This window comes from Pseudomonas sp. IT-P176 (assembly GCF_949767245.1).
In the GTDB taxonomy this organism is placed as follows: domain Bacteria; phylum Pseudomonadota; class Gammaproteobacteria; order Pseudomonadales; family Pseudomonadaceae; genus Aquipseudomonas.
In genome coordinates, this window is sequence record NZ_CATKPN010000030.1 from 46,901 (window position 1) to 65,311 (window position 18,411).

Here is an 18,411-nt window from a genome sequence, read left to right on the forward strand (position 1 = left end):
GGAGCTAAGCTGCAAATATGACTAATCAATCGAAGACGACCCCGGCACGCGGTCCATCGGACCACAGCGTGCGTGACCAGGTCGTGGAAGCGGCCACCCAGCACTTCGGACACTACGGATACGAGAAGACCACGGTCTCCGATCTGGCCAAGGCCATTGGCTTCTCCAAAGCCTATATCTACAAATTCTTTGACTCCAAACAGGCTATCGGTGAGGTGATTTGCGCCAACAGACTCGCAATGATCATGGCCATCGTGGAGGCGGCGATCGCGGATGCGCCAACGGCCTCCGAGAAGCTGCGGCGCTTGTTCCGCGCGCTCGTCGAGGCAGGCAGCGACCTGTTTTTTCACGACCGCAAGCTCTATGACATCGCCGCTGTCGCGGGTCGAGACCAGTGGCCCTCTGCCAAGGCACACGACGAGCGCCTGCGCCTGCTGGTCCAGGAGATTGTTCTCGAAGGGCGGCAGTTGGGCGAGTTCGAGCGCAAGACTCCCCTGGATGAGGCCGTCCAGGCGATTCATCTGGTCATGCGCCCCTACATCAGCCCAGTGCAGTTGCAGTACAACCTGGACATCGTCACGACGGCCCCGGTGCACCTGTCGGCCCTGATACTGCGTAGCCTGGCGCCTTGAGGTTGTGACTATTGACTATATTGGTCACTAAATAGAGAATCGATTCCCTGTTCACTTGATATGAGTCAGGGATCCCATGCTTCGGTCCAGATCTGCAACCATTGCCGTTTGCTTATTGCCTTTCGTTTTGACTGCCTGCGGTGAATCGTCGAGCGCGCGTGATCCGCGAACTCAACCGCCCCTGGTAAGAGCCGCTACTGTCGTGAGCGCTGATGGCGCATCGCGTTCGTTTACCGGTGTGGTGGTCGCTCGCGTGCAAAGCGATTTGGGCTTTCGTGTATCGGGGAAGGTGCTGGAGCGCTTGGTTGACACCGGGCAGGCAGTCAAACGGGGCCAGCCCCTGATGCGCCTGGATCCCATTGACCTTGGTCTCCAGGCTCAAGCCCAGGTGCAAGCCGTTGCGGCCGCGGCTGCCCGGGCCAAACAAACAGCCGATGACGAAGCGCGTAACCGCGAACTGGTCGCCGCCGGTGCAATCTCTGCCTCGGCGTACGACCGGATCAAATCCATGGCTGACACCGCAAAGGCAGAATTCAACGCGGCGCAAGCCCAGGCCAATGTCGCTCGCAACGCCACTGGGTACGCCCTTTTGCTCGCCGATGCCGATGGTGTAGTGATTGACACGTTGGCCGAGCCTGGGCAGGTCGTCAGTGCAGGTCAACCCGTTGTCAGGTTAGCGAAGGCCGGGCCACGCGAGGCTATCGTCCATTTGCCCGAAACGTTGCGCCCCGCTGTTGGCGCCCAGGCTCAGGCCAAATTGTACGGCAATGGTACGACGACACTCCCTGCGAAGCTGAGGTTGCTGTCCGACGCAGCTGATCCGCTCACGCGTACGTTCGAAGCGCGCTATGTGCTCGATGACGCAAACGCCAACCCGCCGCTGGGATCTACCGTCACGCTGCGCATCGCTGACGACACGCCTGCCCAGCTTGCGCTTGCGGTTCCAATGGCCGCCATCTACGACGCCGGTAAGGGGCCGGGCGTATGGATCGTAACGGGCACGCCAGCAATCGTCTCATGGCGCGCTGTGCAACTGCTGGGGTTGAGCGACGAGTCGGCGGCGGTCAGTGGCGACCTCAAGCCCGGTCAACAGATCGTTGCCTTGGGAGCGCATCTGCTCCACGAGGGTGAGGAGGTGCTGGTCCAGCAACCGGATCACGCTATCAAAGGGGAGCGACCATGAGCGGGGGCCGTTTCAACCTTTCTGCACTGGCCGTTCGCGAACGGTCCATCACGCTGTTCCTGATTTTTTTGATCGGCGTGGCGGGAACGCTTGCATTCTTCAAACTGGGCCGTGCAGAAGACCCGCCATTCACCGTCAAACAGATGACCGTGATTTCCGTATGGCCAGGTGCGACCGCGCAAGAGATGCAGGACCAGGTCGCTGAACCACTTGAGAAGCGCCTGCAGGAATTGAAATGGTATGACCGTAGCGAGACCTACACCCGACCAGGCCTGGCTTTCACCATGGTCTCACTCTTGGATAAAACCCCACCTTCGCAAGTGCAGGAGGAGTTTTATCAAGCGCGTAAAAAACTCAATGATGCATCGAAAAGCTTACCTGCGGGCGTCATCGGCCCGCTGGTCAATGATGAATTCTCGGACGTGACCTTCGCCCTTTTTGCGCTAAAGGCTAAAGGTGAACCTCAACGCTTACTCGTGCGCGATGCTGAATCGCTGCGCCAGCGTTTGCTTCATGTCCCGGGTGTGAAAAAGATCAATATCATCGGTGAACAAGCCGAGCGGATCTTCGTATCGTTCTCCCATGAGCGGTTGGCCACCCTGGGTATCTCTGTGCAGGAGATTTTTTCAGCACTCAATAACCAGAACGTTTTGACCCCTGCCGGCTCGATCGAAACCAGCGGGGCCCAGGTGTTTCTCCGTCTGGATGGGGCCCTCGACACGCTGGGGAAAATCCGCAACACGCCCATTGTGGCGCGGGGCAAAACCCTGAAGCTATCAGACGTCGCGACAGTCGAGCGTGGGTACGAAGACCCCGCGACTTTTCTGGTGCGCAACCAAGGTGAACCGGCCCTGTTGTTGGGCGTCGTGATGCGCGACGGCTGGAACGGCCTGGACCTGGGTAAAGCGCTGGATGCCGAAACGGCCAAAATCAATCAAGGCATGCCGTTGGGAATGACGCTTGCGAAGGTCACTGATCAATCGGTGAACATCAGTTCGGCCGTTGATGAGTTCATGATCAAATTCTTCGTCGCGCTGCTGGTGGTGATGCTGGTCTGCTTCCTCAGTATGGGCTGGCGAGTGGGTGTGGTCGTCGCCGCGGCCGTGCCGCTGACACTGGCGATTGTCTTCGTGGTGATGGCGGCCACAGGCAAGAACTTTGACCGAATTACCCTGGGGTCATTAATCCTCGCGCTGGGCCTGTTAGTGGATGACGCGATCATTGCCATCGAAATGATGGTGGTGAAGATGGAAGAAGGTTACGACCGCTTCAAGGCATCCGCTTACGCCTGGAGCCACACCGCAGCGCCGATGCTTGCCGGTACATTAGTGACCGCTGTCGGCTTCATGCCCAACGGTTTTGCGCAGTCGACTGCTGGCGAGTACACCAGCAACATGTTCTGGATTGTCGGCATCGCGTTGATTGCCTCCTGGGTAGTTGCAGTGGTCTTCACGCCTTATCTGGGGGTGAAGCTGTTGCCTGCAATCAAGCCCGTTGCAGGGGGACATGCCGCTATTTATGACACCACCCACTACAACCGTTTTCGAGGACTGCTGGCTCAGGTGATTGCCCGCAAATGGTGGGTGGCAGGTGCGGTGATCGCTGCGTTTGTGGTGGCGATTCTCGGGATGGGATTGGTTAAGAAACAATTTTTCCCGACATCGGATCGTCCCGAAGTACTGATCGAAGTGCAAATGCCCTATGGCACCGCCATTGCGGTGACCAGCGCCACGACAGCTAAAATCGAGGCATGGCTGCAACAGCAGGATGCAGCAAAGATCGTCACGTCTTATATCGGCCAGGGTTCGCCGCGTTTTTATCTGGCAATGGCACCAGAGCTACCGGACCCATCGTTCGCCAAGATCGTTGTACTGACGCAAAGCCAGGAGGCACGCGAGTCTCTCAAGCTACGGATTCGTGAGGCTGTTGCTCAAGGGCTCGCACCTGAGGCTCGGGTTCGAGTTACGCAACTTGTGTTCGGTCCTTACTCACCGTTTCCGGTTGCGTATCGGGTGACGGGGCCGAATGCCGACACGTTGCGAGAGATCGCTGGGCGAATTGAAACCGTCATGCAGGCGAGTCCGCTGATGCGCACCGTCAACAGCGATTGGGGGCCACGAACGCCCACGCTGCATTTCTCTGTGGATCAGGATCGATTGCAGGCGTTCGGGCTGACGTCGAGCGCAGTTGCCCAGCAATTACAGTTCCTGCTCTCAGGTATCCCGATCACTTCTGTGCGCGAAGACATTCGTTCAGTGCAGGTGGTGGGGCGAGCAGCGGGTGATATTCGGTTGGATCCTGCGAAGATCGAGGGTTTCACACTGGTGGGCGCCGCCGGCCAGCGCATTCCCCTTTCACAGATAGGTGAGGTCAGGGTACGTATGGAGGACCCGATTCTGCGCCGTCGAGACCGGGCACCGACCATCACCGTACGCGGTGACATTGCCGAGGATCTGCAACCACCGGATGTTTCCAACAAGATAATGAAAGAACTGCTGCCGATCATCGCCAGCCTTCCAGATGGCTATCGCATCGAGCAGGCCGGATCTATTGAAGAGTCGGCTAAGGCCACTGTGGCATTGGCACCACTGTTTCCGATCATGATCGCAATCACCTTGCTGATCATCATCCTTCAGGTACGTTCGATGTCGGCGATGGTGATGGTGTTTTTCACCGCACCGCTGGGATTGATTGGAGTAGTGCCAACCCTGCTGCTGTTCAACCAGCCATTCGGGATCAACGCCCTTGTCGGGCTGATCGCACTTTCCGGGATCCTGATGCGCAACACGTTGATCCTGATCGGGCAAATCGATCACAACGTCAAGGACGGGCTTGAGCCGTTCAATGCGGTGGTCGAAGCGACTGTACAGCGCGCTCGCCCGGTATTGCTCACAGCAGTTGCGGCGATCCTGGCATTCATCCCGCTCACGCACTCAGTGTTCTGGGGCACGCTGGCTTACACCTTGATTGGCGGCACCCTCGTGGGGACCGTCATGACCCTGGTGTTCCTGCCAGCGATGTACTCAATCTGGTTCAAGATTCGCCCGGTGAAAGCGGCAAATTGACTGCAAAAAAAGGCGCCACTAGGGCTAATACAGATCAGTTAAGCGACAACAGGAACCTGTAGCAGCTGCCGAGCTTGCGAGGCTGCGTTCGGCTGCGAAGCAGACGCCAAGGAATTCACACCAACCCGGCGAGGACTGCGTCCTCGAACGCAGCCTCGCAGGCTCGGCAGCTGCTACAAGGACTGCGCAAATTGCTTAACTGATCAGCATTCTCGCCAATTCATTTGAGCACAATGATCAATAAGCTAAAGGGGGTTAATGGTTCAGTCGCAGTGCAACCACTGCACCGGCGCCTCCCCCCACTGCTTATTGATAATCCAGCGTGAACGTGGCGGTCGCATTGGCCGGCCCCGGTGTCACACTGCCCCCGAACTGGAAGTACCGCGCCTTTAACGGGATGCTATAGAACCCTCCTTCAATCCCGGAAGGGGTTATGCCGCTGGGACGCAAGACCGACAGCGGGAACGGCGTACCCGAGCCGGTGCCGATTTGCAGACCGACTCCCGTCGCCGCCGGACTGTCGCCCGGGGCACTGGGATTGAGACTGAGGATGCCCTGGGCCGGATTGTATGCACCCAGCGTCGGGTCGATACGCACCTGCAGGACGTTCGCCTGGCGCTTGTTAAGGTTGGTGACGACACCGTCAGTGCCCCAACCGGGACCGCTGGCTTTGTAGAAGCCATGGAATGCCGGACAGTTGTACAAATTGATCGAAAAATCTTTCCACCCCGTTACGCTGCCGGGGACAGAGAACTCACCGACTTTGTGGGAGCCCATTTCCACTACCACGTTTGGGGTCGTGCAGGTGCGCGAGACAATGTTGATGCTACCGCTGAAGTTGACTCGCTGCACAAACAAGGCGTTGGAAGAGTTCCAGTTCATGCTCATGGTGGGCAATTGGGAGCCCTGTATGGTGCCTGCCGAGACAGGCCCAATCTTGATGAACGAGAGGATGAAGGCCCCGGAAGCCGCCGGGCTCCATGTGCAGTTGTTACCCAATGGGCAATTCAACACTTGAGCGGTGTACGGCATCGGGTAGGTGCCTACGCCTGAGGTCAAGACCACCACGCCAATGCCCGCGACCCCCGTCTGGTAGACATTGCCGCCCCACGGCGCCCCCATCCAGGCAGAGAGCGGCAGGGGTTTGCTGACCAACTCATACTGGGCGTTCACCGCCCCCGTATTAGTCCCACAGGTGACGCTATAGGCGGCTTTGGCGTTGCTAAAAGTCTGACGATAGATTTCCGCACCCAATGGCACATCACGCCCTACGGTAATGTTGCCTGCCTGCAATGGCATCGTTGCCAACGCCGGCCCATAGCCGTTGATGAAGTTACAGTCAGCCATCGCCACGCCAGTCACCAGCGCAAGCCCGATCAGCGCCGCACCCAACCTGAATATTCGCATCATCGTCATCACTGAATCCTCTCGGCACTGCTTACAGCAGCCACGCTATTGGCTGATTGGGCCTGCGAACACACCACATCCACCTGCAGCAGTTGTTGCTTGTCGCTCTTACCCGCCGGCAACGATAAGGTGCATTGCTGCTCGGCCTTGTTGCCCCAACTGATCAACAACCGGCGTGCGCCTTCCTTGACCCGGGCGTAGAGCTGCCCGCCCTGCCCGACCATGCCCACCGACACGCCTCGGTCATCGACCACACTGGCTCCGAACGGCAGCGGCTGGCCATCGGCGAGCGAGACGTTGAGCAACAACGCCTGGCCATTATTGGTGCCGTACTTCAGCGCAACGACGGCACCCGCGCGCGGGGCAACCTGTTGGCTGGTCTCGGTCAACTCGATGTCCATCGAAGTGCCGATGGGATCAATGGCAACTTCGTTCAATTCATAAGGACGCAGGTACGGCACCACCGCGTTGCCGGAGCCATCCAATTTCAATCCGGGAAAACCCACCACTTTCGCGCCTTCGGCGCCTTCAGCAGTCACCACCGCCATCGTTTCTCCACGATAGGGGGTCAGGGTCACGCCATTGGAATGGGCGACTACGCTGCCACTGGCGTTGAGCGACAGACTGTCGTAATCCTCGCCACGACTCACAGACCCGCCAACCAAAGCCTTGGGACTGGTGTACTGACCAGTGACCGAAGTGCTGTTGGAACGACTGCCGCCATCGTGCCCGGCGGTTACGCCATAGCTGTATTGGCGGTCTTCACCGGCAGTACCGCTCAACGTCGCCTGCTCGCTGTATTGGTTATTGGTGTCACGTATGACCCGTGCGGACAGTTGGGGACGATTGACCGTGGAGCCAAACTCTATCGGCATGCTGAGGGTGAAGAGCAAACTGCTGTCCATATCACCTTGGCCAATGCGACTGCGGTTGGCACTCAGACCATAGGTCACCGAACGCACCTGCTTGTTGTAGCTGAGCTGGTACTGCAGGTCACTGCCCGACTGATTCCAATAGTTTTGCAAGTAACCGCTGAACGCCACTTGCCCCCATTCGCCCAGGCTCTGGTCGGCAGTCAAGGTCAGACGACTACGGGCACGGGCGTACTCACTGGTGTCCAGCCCGCTGCGCTCGGCGTCGAGAATCTGCATGGCGTCGCTGAAGCTCAGGTAGTTTTCCGTGGAAAAGCGCATGGCGGCGACGGAGAAGTTACTGCCGGTGCTGACAATGTTTTTACTGTAGGTAATCCGCGCACTCTGACCGCTGGCGGTAGCGCTTTTCAGGTTGGTCTGGGCTTGCGTGATATCCACACCCACCGCACCGACGGGCGTACTGAATGCCATCCCAGCCAGGGCAGAGAAGTAATCGTCACTGGCCTGGGTGCCGGCGTAACCGGTGAACAGGTTACTCAAGCCACGCTGATAAGTGCCTTGCAGCAGCTTGGATTGTTGATCGACGAAGTTGTCCCGGGTTTCACCCAACGTCACGCTGAAACGAGACGTACCGGGACGCAGCAACTCAGCCGTGGATGAGTACGGCACGACAAAACTCTGCTCGCTACCATCGGCTTCGTGAACGGTAACGCTCAAGTCGCCGCCGTAACCGGTGGAGTACAGGTCGTCGATCACAAAGGCGCCCGGCGCTACGGTCGTCTCGTACAACAGATTCCCCGCCTGACTCACCGACACCCGCGCACTGGTACGCGCGATGCCACGGATCACCGGGGCATAACCGCGCTGTGACTGGGGCAACATGCGGTCATCGGTACCCAGTTGCACGCCTTTATAGGCCAATGTGTCGAAGATCTCGCCAGAGGTATTGGCCTCGCCCACGGTCAGTTGGCTTTTGAGCGACGTCACGTCCCGCTGAGCGTAAGTGTTCAGCACCTGGTATTGCTGCCCGGTTTCTTTCTGCCAGGACGCCGAACCGTTATGCCGCAAACGCCAGTCACCCACGTTCAACCCGGCGTTCAACCCCAGGTACGCCGTATCGTCGTTACCGCTGTCGGTCCTGTTGTGGTTGCTGTTGAACGAGTAGCTGAGGATCCCGGCGCTCACGCCGCGGTCCCACAACTCAGGGCTGACAGTGCCACGGGCGTCACGCCGCAGGGCGATCTGCGGAATGCTGATGTCCAGTTGCTGAGTGGAAGGTAAAAACGTCGCACTGGAAGCCTCGATCAGCTTCGCGATGTCCAGGCATGGCGGGTTGCTCTCGACAGTCAGGGTCGCTTCAGGCGTCAACTTGTGCATGTCGACCCCGATCAGTTCCAGCATGCCGCGGCTGAAACAGACGGTTGGATGACTGCCATCGGCAGCGGCATCAATACGGATGTCCTGGCGATTGACCAACCTGCCATTTACTGCAACGTCAGCGCGGTATTGACCCGGCAACACCGGGTTACCCTGCTGATACTGACTCAGGTCGAGGGTGCGCGAATCTTCAGGCAAAAAAGCGTCGTTGAATTGAATATCTTCAGCAAACGTTGGCTGGGCCACAGACAGTAACGGGGCAATTACAGCGACTTGGCAAATCCCCAATGCCACATTCCGGGCAAAGCGAGGGCGTACCGCAGAGTGAACCCTGCGGTGTAAGTAAGTCGACATGAGAAGTTACTCGGCCGTTAAAGCGTTCGCGAAAAAGTCAGGGAGTCAGCGGATACTTGGTCGGCACCAATGCACCGTAATCGTTAATGGCGTTGAACTCGACCTGGGCACCGTTACCTGGCATCGACTTGAGCGTGGGCAGGGCAAATAGCCTGGTCTCGCCCGGCATTACCATGCCGTTTTCACTTTCGTAACGTTGGTTACCCACCACCAGGGCCAGCTCAACCTGAGACACATGAAATGCACTCGGGTTGGATGCCTGCAAGGCATAACCTTGACCTTCCTTGACTACCTTCCACTTCACTTGCGAAGGCGCATCGGAGGGTGTGCCCGGCAAGTCGACGGGACGGTAGAAAATCTTGATCCGCGAACGGAAAGCCATCTGCAAGACGTTGAGATCCACCGGCCCTTCTGCCTTGGGCGGGATCTCCAGAACGTTGAGCCAGAACACCGACTCCTTGTCTGCCGGCAACTGTGCACCGGTAAACATCAGGCGCAGGCTCTGGCCTTTGCTGGGGTCGATACGGGCCACCGGCGGCGAGAGCACAAAAGGTGCTTTCGAACTGGTGGGGCTCGATTTCACATCACCTGTATCGACCCAGGATTGCACCAGGGCCGGACGCGTGCCGTTGTTGTCCAATTTGACGGTGATTTCTTTCTGATTCGCTGGATAAACCAGTCGAGTCCCGGTGATCACCACTCCGGCCATTGCCTGGGAACACACCAACGCGGCAAGCGTCAGCACCACGGTGCGTCGAACTGTTTTGATACAAAACATGATTCACCTCGCCAGTAGTGCACGCCGGCCCGGCGGGCCGAGCGTGCAAGGGGAGACAGACTTACTGGTAGTTGATCGAGTAGGTCACGGAGCCCACTACAGTACCTGCAGTAGTTGCGCCAGTGGCGTAGTAGCGTACGGCGTAAGGCATGTCGGCTTCGCCGTTGACAAGAGCAGTCAAGGCGTTCGAGAAAATTTGGTTGGAGTTACCAGCCGAGATCACGTTGTTAGAAAGGGAGTCAACCAGTTGCAACTGAACGTTGGTGGCCGAGCCGACGCCCGCAATGTTATTCAGGTGGCCACTAAATGGATCAACACCGCTGCCCGATTCAAAGAAGGCCGCCACGGCATTCGCGGCGCCGACACAGTTACTCAGGCGAATGTTAAAGGCCGTGCTGCCGGCGGTTTCCCCTGCGACGGTCAATGTGCCGGTGGAAACCGTTGGCAGGGTGACGGTGGCAACAGTCGGCGTGACCACGCCATTCACGGAGACCGTACAGGTCTGGTCGGTCAACTGGCCATTGAAGTTGATGGTACCGTCGCTGGCATTGGCAAATTGAGCGCCAGTAGCGGAAACCAGTGCAGCGAGGGCGAGGGCTTTACGTTTCATAGTTGACGCTCCAAAAGTTTTAGTTTTATCGACTGCTACCGGTCTGAACGGACACACTGCGTGCCCTGACAACACATGTTGCAACGAACCGATAAGCCATTAAAACGTATCACCCGGAACTTTCCTTTGAGACGATTCTTAAAATTCTGCGCAGTCGTTATTTATTAAATAACATCAAGCCAGCGTCACTTAATACCTCTAAGAAAATAAGATATTCCATGAGACGATTCCTAAAACAACCTGCCCCAACATGCCCAGGCTGAAACAGCCGGTCGGATGACTTCGGCGGTTGTGCACCCCGGTCCGACGGACCGAGCGTGCACAAGAGGGGACTGACTTACAGGTAGTCGACCGAGAAGGTCACAGAGCCGACGACTGTGCCTGCAGTCGTAGCGCCAGTGGCGTAGTAGCGCACAGCGTAAGCCATATCGGCCGCATCACCGACAATAGTATTGCGAGTGGTCTGAGCACGTTGGGTGGTGCTACCCGCCTTGATGGGAGTGCCAGTCACTGGGTCAACCAGTTGCAATTGCACGTTGCCGGCGGTGCCCGAGACGTTCTTCAGGTTGCCACTGAGTGGGTCAACAGTGCTGCCCGCTTCAAAGAACGCGGCTGCGGTAAAGGTTCTACCGCTTACGCTCACGCACTTGTGCAACTGAATATTAAAATTGGTGTGATAGCTGGTCTGCCCGGCAACGGTTAACTGGCTGGTAGAAATAGTAGGCAGGGTGACAGTCGCAACGGTTGGCGAAACCACACCATTCACAGAGATGGTGCAGGACTGGTTCATCAACTCGCCATTGAAGTTGATGGTACCGTCGCTGGCGTTTGCAAATTGAGCGCCAGTGGCGCAAACCAATGCAGCGAGGGCGAGGGATTTACGTTGCATAGTTGATACTCCAACGAGTGTGGGATTTATCGACCGCTACCGGAACTGCCAGTGCACAATACTTGCCTTCAAGCAGCCCCAGGAACTAATCAACCTCCCATGAAATCAATCACCCCCTAACCCGTCATTGAGACGATTCTTAAATCAACCGTAGATGCGTTAAACCGAACGAGTGTTTCCTCTAACAGCGTATTAATTGAGCTCTACTTACCCAGCCCAACATGGAGACCGACTACAGTTTGTCCACTGTCCAAGGCATACACATTCTCACGAACGGTGTCTGAGCGGACCACCAGAACACCCGCCAAATACAGCTCAAGCATTCGCGACTGATCGACGTCGGTGGCCCGGTCCGTGGCAGCCGATCCGCGCAGTGGGCCGACAGCGCTGTCGCCACCCGGGGTATTCCTTGATTGCTGAAAAACTCATCAATTGTTATGTTATAACAATGTGTCGACGCGTAAACTTTCAGCCTACCCACGCACCTCCGGTCTCTCAATGACAAAAAAATCCTCCTCTAAACACCTCTTTCTGGCTGGGATCGCGTGCATGTTTTCCCCGCCAGGGAGCGCAGATGATTCGACTCTCGAGCTGGGCGCGACGGAAGTTTTCGGTACCCGTGAACAAGGGTACCGCTCGACCATAGCGCCGACGGCAAACAAGAGCCCTACCCCAACCAAGGAAACGCCTTTCTCCATTCAGACGGTTACCCGCGAACTGATTGAAGATCGGGGAGTCACGACCTTGGGTGAGGCGATTCGGACCGTGCCGGGAGTTACCAACCAAGTGGGTTTTGGCGCTCTGAATGATCGATTCCGACTGCGTGGTTTTGCCACGGAAAGCAATCTGAAGAACGGCATTCGCCGTAGCAGCTTCGCCAGCGTCGACGAACTGGTTAACATCGAACAGATAGAAGTATTGAAGGGGCCGGCGTCTGCCCTGTACGGACGTTTTGAACCTGGTGGCGTGGTCAATCTGGTGACCAAGAAACCCCAACACGAGCAGCGCACTCAGGTCGATGTGAGCGCCGGCCGCTACGACTTCTACCGCACCACACTCGACAGCACCGGCCCCCTGGGCGAAACACTTGACTATCGCTTGACCGCTGCCTGGCAGGACAACGGCAGCTTCCGTGACTTCGTCAACAATGAGAGCAAATTCTTCTCGCCCGTGTTGACGTGGCAGCTGGCCCCGCAGACCTCACTGACCTTCGAGTTTGAATACGCGCGCAAGGTCGCCGACATGGACCGCGGATTCGGTAACAACCCTCGTTATCTGGATGCGCCAATCAAGCGCAACTTCGCAGAACCTGACACCCGCAACAGCGCCATCAGCAAGCTAGCCTCGGTAACCCTGGACCACGCTTTGACGGATGACTGGGATCTGCATGCGGCCATTCAAGCCTCGGATTCGCGTTTGCAAACCTCGTGGTACGCCTACGGCTTTGTCAATGGCGGAATCGGCGGCAGCGAGGACAATCCCACCGTCAGCCGGCGGCCGCAGCTCAATCATGATCGCCAGATAGACGCGACCGCGCTGGCAGAAATCAGTCGCAGCTTTCGCACTGGCCCGATCAATCACCGACTACTGTTCGGTGCCGAGTACAGCCGGGACTGGTGGGATTACGATTCCGCGGCCGGTACCAGCAGCACGATCGATTTCAATAATCCGGTATATGGCACTCCTCCCTCCCCCCTGAGCCCGACAGGCGAAGGGCGCTTCATCAACGACTCCTGGGCGCTGTACACCCAGGACGAACTGAGCTTTGGTAGCAGAGACCAATGGCGCCTGCTGCTGGGGGGCCGCTTCGATCAAATCGACGCCTCGGCCATCGACGACTACTACGGACTGAGTGAGCCATCAACCGCAACCTTCAACGCCTTTTCCCCCCGCGTGGGTCTCACCTGGACGCCGGTCGAAGCCTTATCACTCTATGCCAGCTGGTCGCGTTCAATGCGCACCGAATTGAACAACGGGATCCTTGAAGGCGGTCAACTCGCCAAACCGGTGAAAGGCGAGCAGTTCGAAGTGGGTACCAAGCTCAGCCTGCTCAATGGACGCTTCACCCCGACCTTGGCGGTTTTCGATATTCGCCGTCGTGATGGCCTGGTCGCCGACCCGAACGACCCTACGTTCACCTACAGCATTCAAGTGGGCGAGCAACGCAGCAAAGGCTGGGAGCTTGACTTGCCGTTCGTGGTCACTGATCGCTGGCGCCTGCTTGCCAGCTATACCCAGCTTGATACCACCATCAGCAAAGACAGCGACGGTGGCATGCAAGGCAATCGCCTGGCCAACGCACCGCAACGCAACGCCAGTCTATGGAGCACCTACGATTTGCCTGGTGTTTCGGGGTTGAGCATCGGCATGGGTGCCAATTACGTGGGTGAACGGCAGGCGAACAACAGCAATACCTTTACCCTGCCCTCCTATACCCGCTGGGATAGCAACGTAACGTATCGCTTCGGCCAGGCACTGCGCTACCGCGTACAACTGAATGTGCAGAACCTGTTTGACAAGCGTTACTACGATTCAGGCGGCAGTTTCGTGCCGATGTATCCGGGGGCTCCGCGTACTGCGATGGTTACCCTTGGCGCGGCGTTTTAAGCATGCTGCGTAGCTACGCACTAGAAGTCGGATACCGCCGACAAGCCGTACTCGGTCCCCTCGACCTGCATTTACCCAAAGGGCGCCTGGTGTGTCTGCTGGGCGCGAATGGCGCCGGCAAGTCGACGCTGATCCGCACATTGAGCGCCATGCAGCGGGCTGTCTCAGGGCGCATCGAATTGGATGGGCAGCCGCTTGATTCCCTCGCCCCGGCAGAACGTGCCAAACGCATGGCCGTGGTGTTGACCGATCGGGTCGATCCGGGCGCACTTAGCGGCTTTGAACTGGCCGCGCTCGGACGCTACCCGCATGTCGGCTGGGCTGGAAGACTCAACGAACACGATCGGCACATCGTCACCCAGGCACTCGAACACGCAGGCGCTGGGGGTCTGGCAGCCAAGGCGGTGGCAAACATGTCCGACGGCGAGCGCCAGAAAGTCCTGTTGGCACGCGCCTTGGCACAACAGCCCAAGGTGCTGATCCTGGATGAGATCACCGCCTTCCTGGACCTGCCGCGGCGTATTGAAACCTTGCGGCTGCTGCAGCAGCTGGCACGAGAGCGGGATCTGGCCATTCTTCTGTCGTGCCATGACCTTGAGCTTGCCCTGCGCTGCGCCGATCTGCTGTGGCTGATCGATCAGTCGCGCCAATTGCAGTGTGGCGCCCCGGAGGATCTGGTGCTTGATGGACGGCTTGGGCAAACCTTCTCCAGCAGTGGCTTGCACTTTGACCTGGAACGTGGCGAGTGGGGCCTTGCAGCCAGGCCGGGGCGTCCCGTGCGCTTGCAAGCATCTGGGATCACACGCGTGTGGACGCAACGCGCCTTGCACCGGATCGGCTATCAGGAGGCCGGGCACGCCGCGCTGCATATCAGCGCAGAGCCGATGGATTTTCGTCTGCGTGACGGTGAGCGAACTCAGCGCTTCAGCAGTCTCGGGCAACTGGTTGTGGCGCTGGAGGCATTGCCATGAGTTGGCATCTGTGGGCGGTGCTTTTACTGTTGATTTGTGTGCCAGGATGCGATGCGCGCCAAGCTTCGCTGGCTCGCGTTCAGCCTGCGCATAACGTCGGTATGCAGCCCGAACACAACCAACTGGAGGCATGCGTTGCTGACTATCATGCCGGTGTCGACTACTTTCCGCAGCGCGCCCGTTTTAGCTGGTCAGATCAGTTGTCCGTTGAATACGGACTGAATTTCAAACGCCTGCGATTTCGCTCCAGCGTCAATGCGGGAGAGCCCCTCGAGATTGTTTTAGTCCAGTGTGGTACGCCGACACCTGCGCATTCGCCTGCAACACTGGTGGTCCAGGTACCGATTCAGCGCCTGGCAACCGGCAACTCGGCAATGTTGGGGGCGGCGGATGAGCTAGGTATCGTTGACCGGCTGGTGGGCATCGAGAATGTCCGCGCGCCTACCGTGGAATCAGTGCGCAAACGAGTTGCAAGCGGCCACATCCACGAGCTGTGGGGCAATGCCCACTCAAATATCGAACCGATCATGGCGGCCCAGCCGGATGTCTATCTGAGCTTCTTCTCCGCCTACCCGCAATTCAATATTCATCCGCAGTTGCAGCAAGTCGGCGTGCTGGCCCTGCCTCAGGCCGATCATCTTGAAAGCCACCCTCTTGGCCGGGCTGAATGGTTGAAGTTCCTGGCGTTACTGGTGAACCGCGAAGCTCAAGCCAATCGCCAATTCGCTGCGATTGAACGCGACTATCTGCGTTGGTCCGCATTGACCAACGATGTGCAGCAGCGTCCTCTGGTCATGGCGGGCTTCCCCTCTGGTCGTGGCAGTTTCGAGGTATTTGGCGGCCTCAATCAGCGGGCCCGATTGATTGCCGATGCGGGTGGGCAATACGTGCTTGAGGAGTCCCGGGAGCGTGGCAGCCTGGTGCAGGTAAGTTTCGAACACCTCTACGAGAAAGGCGCCGCGGCCCCCTTCTGGCTGGGTGCCAAGCCTGGGTACGCCTCGCTGCCGCAGATGCTCGCAACCAGCCCGCACAGTCGCTGGTTTCGTGCAGCGCGTGAGGGCCGGGTATATGCCTTCGACCAAGGCTACACAGGTGCCTGGGCTTCGCCCTATCAGGACCAGAGCATGACCCGGCCGCACGTGTTGTTGGCCGAACTGGTCCAAGTGCTGCACCCACAACTGTCGCCTTCCGCCCTCCCCTCCAACGTATTTGTTCGCAAGTTGCCATGACCATGATCATCAAACACGCCCCTTCATTTACTTACCTGCCCGTTGGGTGTCGCTACGTGTTGTTGGCGCTCTTGACCCTGACCTTGCTGATCGCTGAATTGACCATCGGCGCTGTAGACATCCCGGTCACAGCGATGCTTGGCGCACTGGCGGGCGGTTCGATCGAGACTGTCTGGCACAACATCCTTTTTCAGTTTCGTCTGCCTCGCGCCTTGAATGCGCTGGTCAGCGGAGGAGCGCTGGGGGCAGCAGGATTGTTGCTGCAGACGCTGTTTCGCAACCCCCTGGCAGACCCGTATGTCCTCGGCATCGTCCACAGCGCGCGGTTGGGCGCCGCCGTACTGGTGACATTCTCCGGGGTGGCAGGTAACGCCTGGTTGAGCCAGTTCGGCTTGGCAGGCGATGTCGGACTGGCGCTTGCCTCCGTTGCAGGATCGACCTTGCTGTTGAGCCTGCTGGCGTTTATTTCCGGGCGGGTCAACACCATCACCCTGCTGATCAGCGGGCTGATGCTGGGTTACATGGCCGTGGGCTTGATCAGTGTGTTGATGCACTTTGTCGATGAGAACCAGGCGCGGGCTTTCAAGGCGTGGGATGACGCAAGTTTCGCTGGCGCGACTGGCGCGCAGTTGCGCTTGCTGATACCCGGAGTCCTGCTTGGCTTTGCCGCCCTATGGGCACTGTCCAAGCCTCTTAACGCGCTGCTCCTTGGCGACCGTTATGCAGCGTCAATGGGCATGCCGGTAAAACGCATTCGCCGGATCGCCCTGTTCATCGCGGCATGGCTCTGCGGGCTGGTCACCGCCTATTGCGGACCGGTGGCTTTTCTTGGCCTGGTCGCAGCGCAAGTCGCCCGAGGGGTCATATCCAGCGCAGATCACCGACTGCTGATGCCTGCGGCCGTGCTCCTGGGTTCCTCACTTGGGCTGGCGGCCGATCTGGTCACTCATCTGCCGTGGAGCCGACACGTGTTGCACCTCAATGCCGTGATCGGCCTGGTGGGGGCACCCATCGCGCTCTACGTATTGCTGCGTCCACACGCCAGGCCATGATCCCCCACCTCACTCAGCCAGCCCCTCTCGAACCACGTTAAAAAACGTCGTCAGGATACGCCGCGAACTCTGCGCGCGCAGGCACACCAGCGTCTCGGTGAAGCGCCGCTGACAATCGACGATGGGCAACCCGCGAAGCCGTGAATCAGAGCCCAGCTCGGTCGCCGAGACAACACCGACACCCATGCCAATCGCCACCGCTTCACGTGCGGCTTCGCGCCCATCCACTTCGATCGCCTTGCGGATGCGCAAGCCCGCGGTGGCCATTTCTTCCTCCAGGCACAGACGCGTCATCGAGCCTTTTTCGCGCAGCACTAGCGGCGTGTCGTGCAGGTCGCCAAGGCTGATGGATTCGCGTTGCGCCCAGGGATGATCAAGCGCGACGAACGCCAGCATCGGATCGCTGCGCAAGGGCAGCGACAGCAGTCGGTCGTCCTCGATAGTGCGACCCAGCAGGGCGATGTCGGCCTGATGAGCGAATAAGCGTTGCAGCACCTCATCGGTGTTGGCGGTTTCAATCTTCACATCGATACCGGGGTAACGCCTGCAAAAGCGTGCGACATAGGGCAGCACATGCACCGGCGCATCCACGGCGAGGTTCAGGGATCCCGTGGACAGGGTGCGGTAGTCCATCAGCATGTCGTGGGCATCGACACTGATATCAAACAAGCGCCGGGTCAGGCCGAACAACCGCTCGCCCACTTCAGTCAGGCGCACCTGGCGCTTGTCGCGGTAGAACACCATCACCCCGTAATAGTCCTCGAGCTTGCGTACCTGGTCGGACACCGCCGGTTGAGACAGGCAGAGCTGCTCGGCCGCGCGGGTGAAACTGCCGTTGACGGCAACCGCGTGGAACGCCTTGAGTTGGGTATGGGAAATGGTCATCGCGGCAGCCTTGGCATAGGTTCAACTTATTCATGCATACGCTAAATCGATTTTATTTATAGACGATGAACTGCAAGCATGGTTTTCGCAAGCCCCAGACCAGTGTTCGAACACTGCCGCCCTCGTATCAGCCCGGAAGTACTGTATGGAAATCGAACGTTTCGCCGCGATAAAACGCCGTTCGGACATGGTCCGCTATGACAACCACCTCTATATCGGTGGCCAGGTCGCCAGCAACCTCAGCGGCGACATCGAGGCCCAGACCCACGAGGTGCTCGCCGGTATCGAGCAGCTCCTACTGAGTGCCGGCAGCAGCCGCAAGCAGGTGCTTTCGGTACGTATCCTGCTCGCCCATCGCGACGACTACGCAGGGCTCAACAGGGTCTGGGACCAGTTCTTTCCCGAAGGCCATGCCCCAACGCGAGCGTGCACCCTGGCCGATCTGATCGACCCCGGTTGGCGCGTGGAAATGATCGTGGTCGCTGCATGCGCCTGATTGC

At 58.6% G+C, this 18,411-nt stretch carries 14 protein-coding genes; 8 read left to right on the forward strand and 6 right to left on the reverse strand.

The window, feature by feature from the left end:
* The first annotated feature begins 17 nt into the window (after window positions 1–17).
* The 3 genes from ACM6IP_RS03925 to ACM6IP_RS03935 all read left to right on the forward strand — a co-directional run bounded on the left by ACM6IP_RS03925 (window position 18) and on the right by ACM6IP_RS03935 (window position 4,880).
* A complete protein-coding gene (locus tag ACM6IP_RS03925; RefSeq protein ID WP_095168605.1) occupies window positions 18–632 on the forward strand; it encodes a TetR/AcrR family transcriptional regulator in 615 nt (204 codons plus the stop codon).
* Window positions 633–708: 76 nt separating this feature from the next.
* On the forward strand, window positions 709–1,815 hold the full coding sequence (locus ACM6IP_RS03930; RefSeq protein ID WP_414860990.1) for an efflux RND transporter periplasmic adaptor subunit: 1,107 nt from the start codon (window positions 709–711) through the stop codon (window positions 1,813–1,815).
* Complete coding sequence (locus tag ACM6IP_RS03935) at window positions 1,812–4,880, forward strand: efflux RND transporter permease subunit (RefSeq protein WP_414860991.1); 3,069 nt, start codon at window positions 1,812–1,814, stop codon at window positions 4,878–4,880. The genes ACM6IP_RS03930 and ACM6IP_RS03935 overlap by 4 nt, the downstream gene beginning before the upstream one ends.
* Before the next feature lie 306 nt (window positions 4,881–5,186).
* On the opposite strand, the gene ACM6IP_RS03940 is transcribed toward ACM6IP_RS03935, so the two are convergent.
* From ACM6IP_RS03940 to ACM6IP_RS03960, 5 genes are all read right to left on the reverse strand, one after another.
* Entirely contained in the window at window positions 5,187–6,296 is a 1,110-nt protein-coding gene (locus ACM6IP_RS03940; protein ID WP_414860992.1) for a fimbrial protein, read from the reverse strand.
* Window positions 6,296–8,890 carry a fimbria/pilus outer membrane usher protein gene (locus tag ACM6IP_RS03945; RefSeq protein WP_414860993.1) on the reverse strand — a complete coding sequence of 865 codons (2,595 nt, stop codon included), beginning with the start codon at window positions 8,888–8,890 and terminating at the stop codon, window positions 6,296–6,298. The genes ACM6IP_RS03940 and ACM6IP_RS03945 overlap by 1 nt, the downstream gene beginning before the upstream one ends.
* A 37-nt stretch (window positions 8,891–8,927) precedes the next feature.
* Complete coding sequence (locus ACM6IP_RS03950; protein WP_095168570.1) at window positions 8,928–9,668, reverse strand: fimbria/pilus periplasmic chaperone; 741 nt, start codon at window positions 9,666–9,668, stop codon at window positions 8,928–8,930.
* Window positions 9,669–9,729: 61 nt separating this feature from the next.
* Complete coding sequence (locus ACM6IP_RS03955) at window positions 9,730–10,278, reverse strand: fimbrial protein (protein ID WP_414860994.1); 549 nt, start codon at window positions 10,276–10,278, stop codon at window positions 9,730–9,732.
* A 337-nt stretch (window positions 10,279–10,615) separates the two neighbouring features.
* The gene (locus ACM6IP_RS03960; RefSeq protein WP_414860995.1) at window positions 10,616–11,167 is read right to left on the reverse strand and encodes a fimbrial protein; all 552 of its coding nucleotides are present in this window, start codon (window positions 11,165–11,167) and stop codon (window positions 10,616–10,618) included.
* Window positions 11,168–11,716: 549 nt separating this feature from the next.
* Between ACM6IP_RS03960 and ACM6IP_RS03965 the strand changes: the two genes are divergently transcribed.
* From ACM6IP_RS03965 to ACM6IP_RS03980, 4 genes are read left to right on the forward strand one after another with little or no spacing between them, the layout of a single operon-like run.
* Entirely contained in the window at window positions 11,717–13,774 is a 2,058-nt protein-coding gene (locus ACM6IP_RS03965; protein ID WP_414860996.1) for a TonB-dependent siderophore receptor, read from the forward strand.
* A gap of 2 nt (window positions 13,775–13,776) precedes the next feature.
* Window positions 13,777–14,745, forward strand: a complete 969-nt coding sequence (locus ACM6IP_RS03970; RefSeq protein WP_414860997.1) for an ABC transporter ATP-binding protein — start codon at window positions 13,777–13,779, stop codon at window positions 14,743–14,745.
* Entirely contained in the window at window positions 14,742–15,974 is a 1,233-nt protein-coding gene (locus ACM6IP_RS03975; protein ID WP_414860998.1) for an ABC transporter substrate-binding protein, read from the forward strand. The genes ACM6IP_RS03970 and ACM6IP_RS03975 overlap by 4 nt, the downstream gene beginning before the upstream one ends.
* On the forward strand, window positions 15,971–17,026 hold the full coding sequence (locus ACM6IP_RS03980; RefSeq protein WP_414860999.1) for a FecCD family ABC transporter permease: 1,056 nt from the start codon (window positions 15,971–15,973) through the stop codon (window positions 17,024–17,026). Before ACM6IP_RS03975 ends, ACM6IP_RS03980 begins: the two co-directional genes overlap by 4 nt.
* A 9-nt stretch (window positions 17,027–17,035) precedes the next feature.
* On the opposite strand, the gene ACM6IP_RS03985 is transcribed toward ACM6IP_RS03980, so the two are convergent.
* Window positions 17,036–17,911, reverse strand: a complete 876-nt coding sequence (locus ACM6IP_RS03985) for a LysR substrate-binding domain-containing protein (RefSeq protein ID WP_095168558.1) — start codon at window positions 17,909–17,911, stop codon at window positions 17,036–17,038.
* A 145-nt stretch (window positions 17,912–18,056) separates the two neighbouring features.
* Between ACM6IP_RS03985 and ACM6IP_RS03990 the strand changes: the two genes are divergently transcribed.
* Window positions 18,057–18,407, forward strand: coding sequence for a RidA family protein (locus ACM6IP_RS03990; protein WP_414861000.1), 351 nt, complete (start codon window positions 18,057–18,059; stop codon window positions 18,405–18,407).
* Window positions 18,408–18,411: the final 4 nt, after the last annotated feature.

Excerpts from the sequence above, each read along its gene's own strand:
- ACM6IP_RS03975 (WP_414860998.1), top strand. The coding sequence starts at position 14,742 with ATGAGTTGGCATCTGTGGGCGGTGCTTTTACTGTTGATTTGTGTGCCA.
- ACM6IP_RS03990 (WP_414861000.1), top strand. The coding sequence starts at position 18,057 with ATGGAAATCGAACGTTTCGCCGCGATAAAACGCCGTTCGGACATGGTC.
- ACM6IP_RS03955 (WP_414860994.1), bottom strand. The coding sequence starts at position 10,278 with ATGAAACGTAAAGCCCTCGCCCTCGCTGCACTGGTTTCCGCTACTGGC.
- ACM6IP_RS03980 (WP_414860999.1), top strand. The coding sequence starts at position 15,971 with ATGACCATGATCATCAAACACGCCCCTTCATTTACTTACCTGCCCGTT.
- ACM6IP_RS03970 (WP_414860997.1), top strand. The coding sequence starts at position 13,777 with ATGCTGCGTAGCTACGCACTAGAAGTCGGATACCGCCGACAAGCCGTA.
- ACM6IP_RS03945 (WP_414860993.1), bottom strand. The coding sequence starts at position 8,890 with ATGTCGACTTACTTACACCGCAGGGTTCACTCTGCGGTACGCCCTCGC.
- ACM6IP_RS03940 (WP_414860992.1), bottom strand. The coding sequence starts at position 6,296 with ATGACGATGATGCGAATATTCAGGTTGGGTGCGGCGCTGATCGGGCTT.
- ACM6IP_RS03925 (WP_095168605.1), top strand. The coding sequence starts at position 18 with ATGACTAATCAATCGAAGACGACCCCGGCACGCGGTCCATCGGACCAC.
- ACM6IP_RS03935 (WP_414860991.1), top strand. The coding sequence starts at position 1,812 with ATGAGCGGGGGCCGTTTCAACCTTTCTGCACTGGCCGTTCGCGAACGG.
- ACM6IP_RS03960 (WP_414860995.1), bottom strand. The coding sequence starts at position 11,167 with ATGCAACGTAAATCCCTCGCCCTCGCTGCATTGGTTTGCGCCACTGGC.
- ACM6IP_RS03965 (WP_414860996.1), top strand. The coding sequence starts at position 11,717 with ATGTTTTCCCCGCCAGGGAGCGCAGATGATTCGACTCTCGAGCTGGGC.
- ACM6IP_RS03950 (WP_095168570.1), bottom strand. The coding sequence starts at position 9,668 with ATGTTTTGTATCAAAACAGTTCGACGCACCGTGGTGCTGACGCTTGCC.
- ACM6IP_RS03930 (WP_414860990.1), top strand. The coding sequence starts at position 709 with ATGCTTCGGTCCAGATCTGCAACCATTGCCGTTTGCTTATTGCCTTTC.
- ACM6IP_RS03985 (WP_095168558.1), bottom strand. The coding sequence starts at position 17,911 with ATGACCATTTCCCATACCCAACTCAAGGCGTTCCACGCGGTTGCCGTC.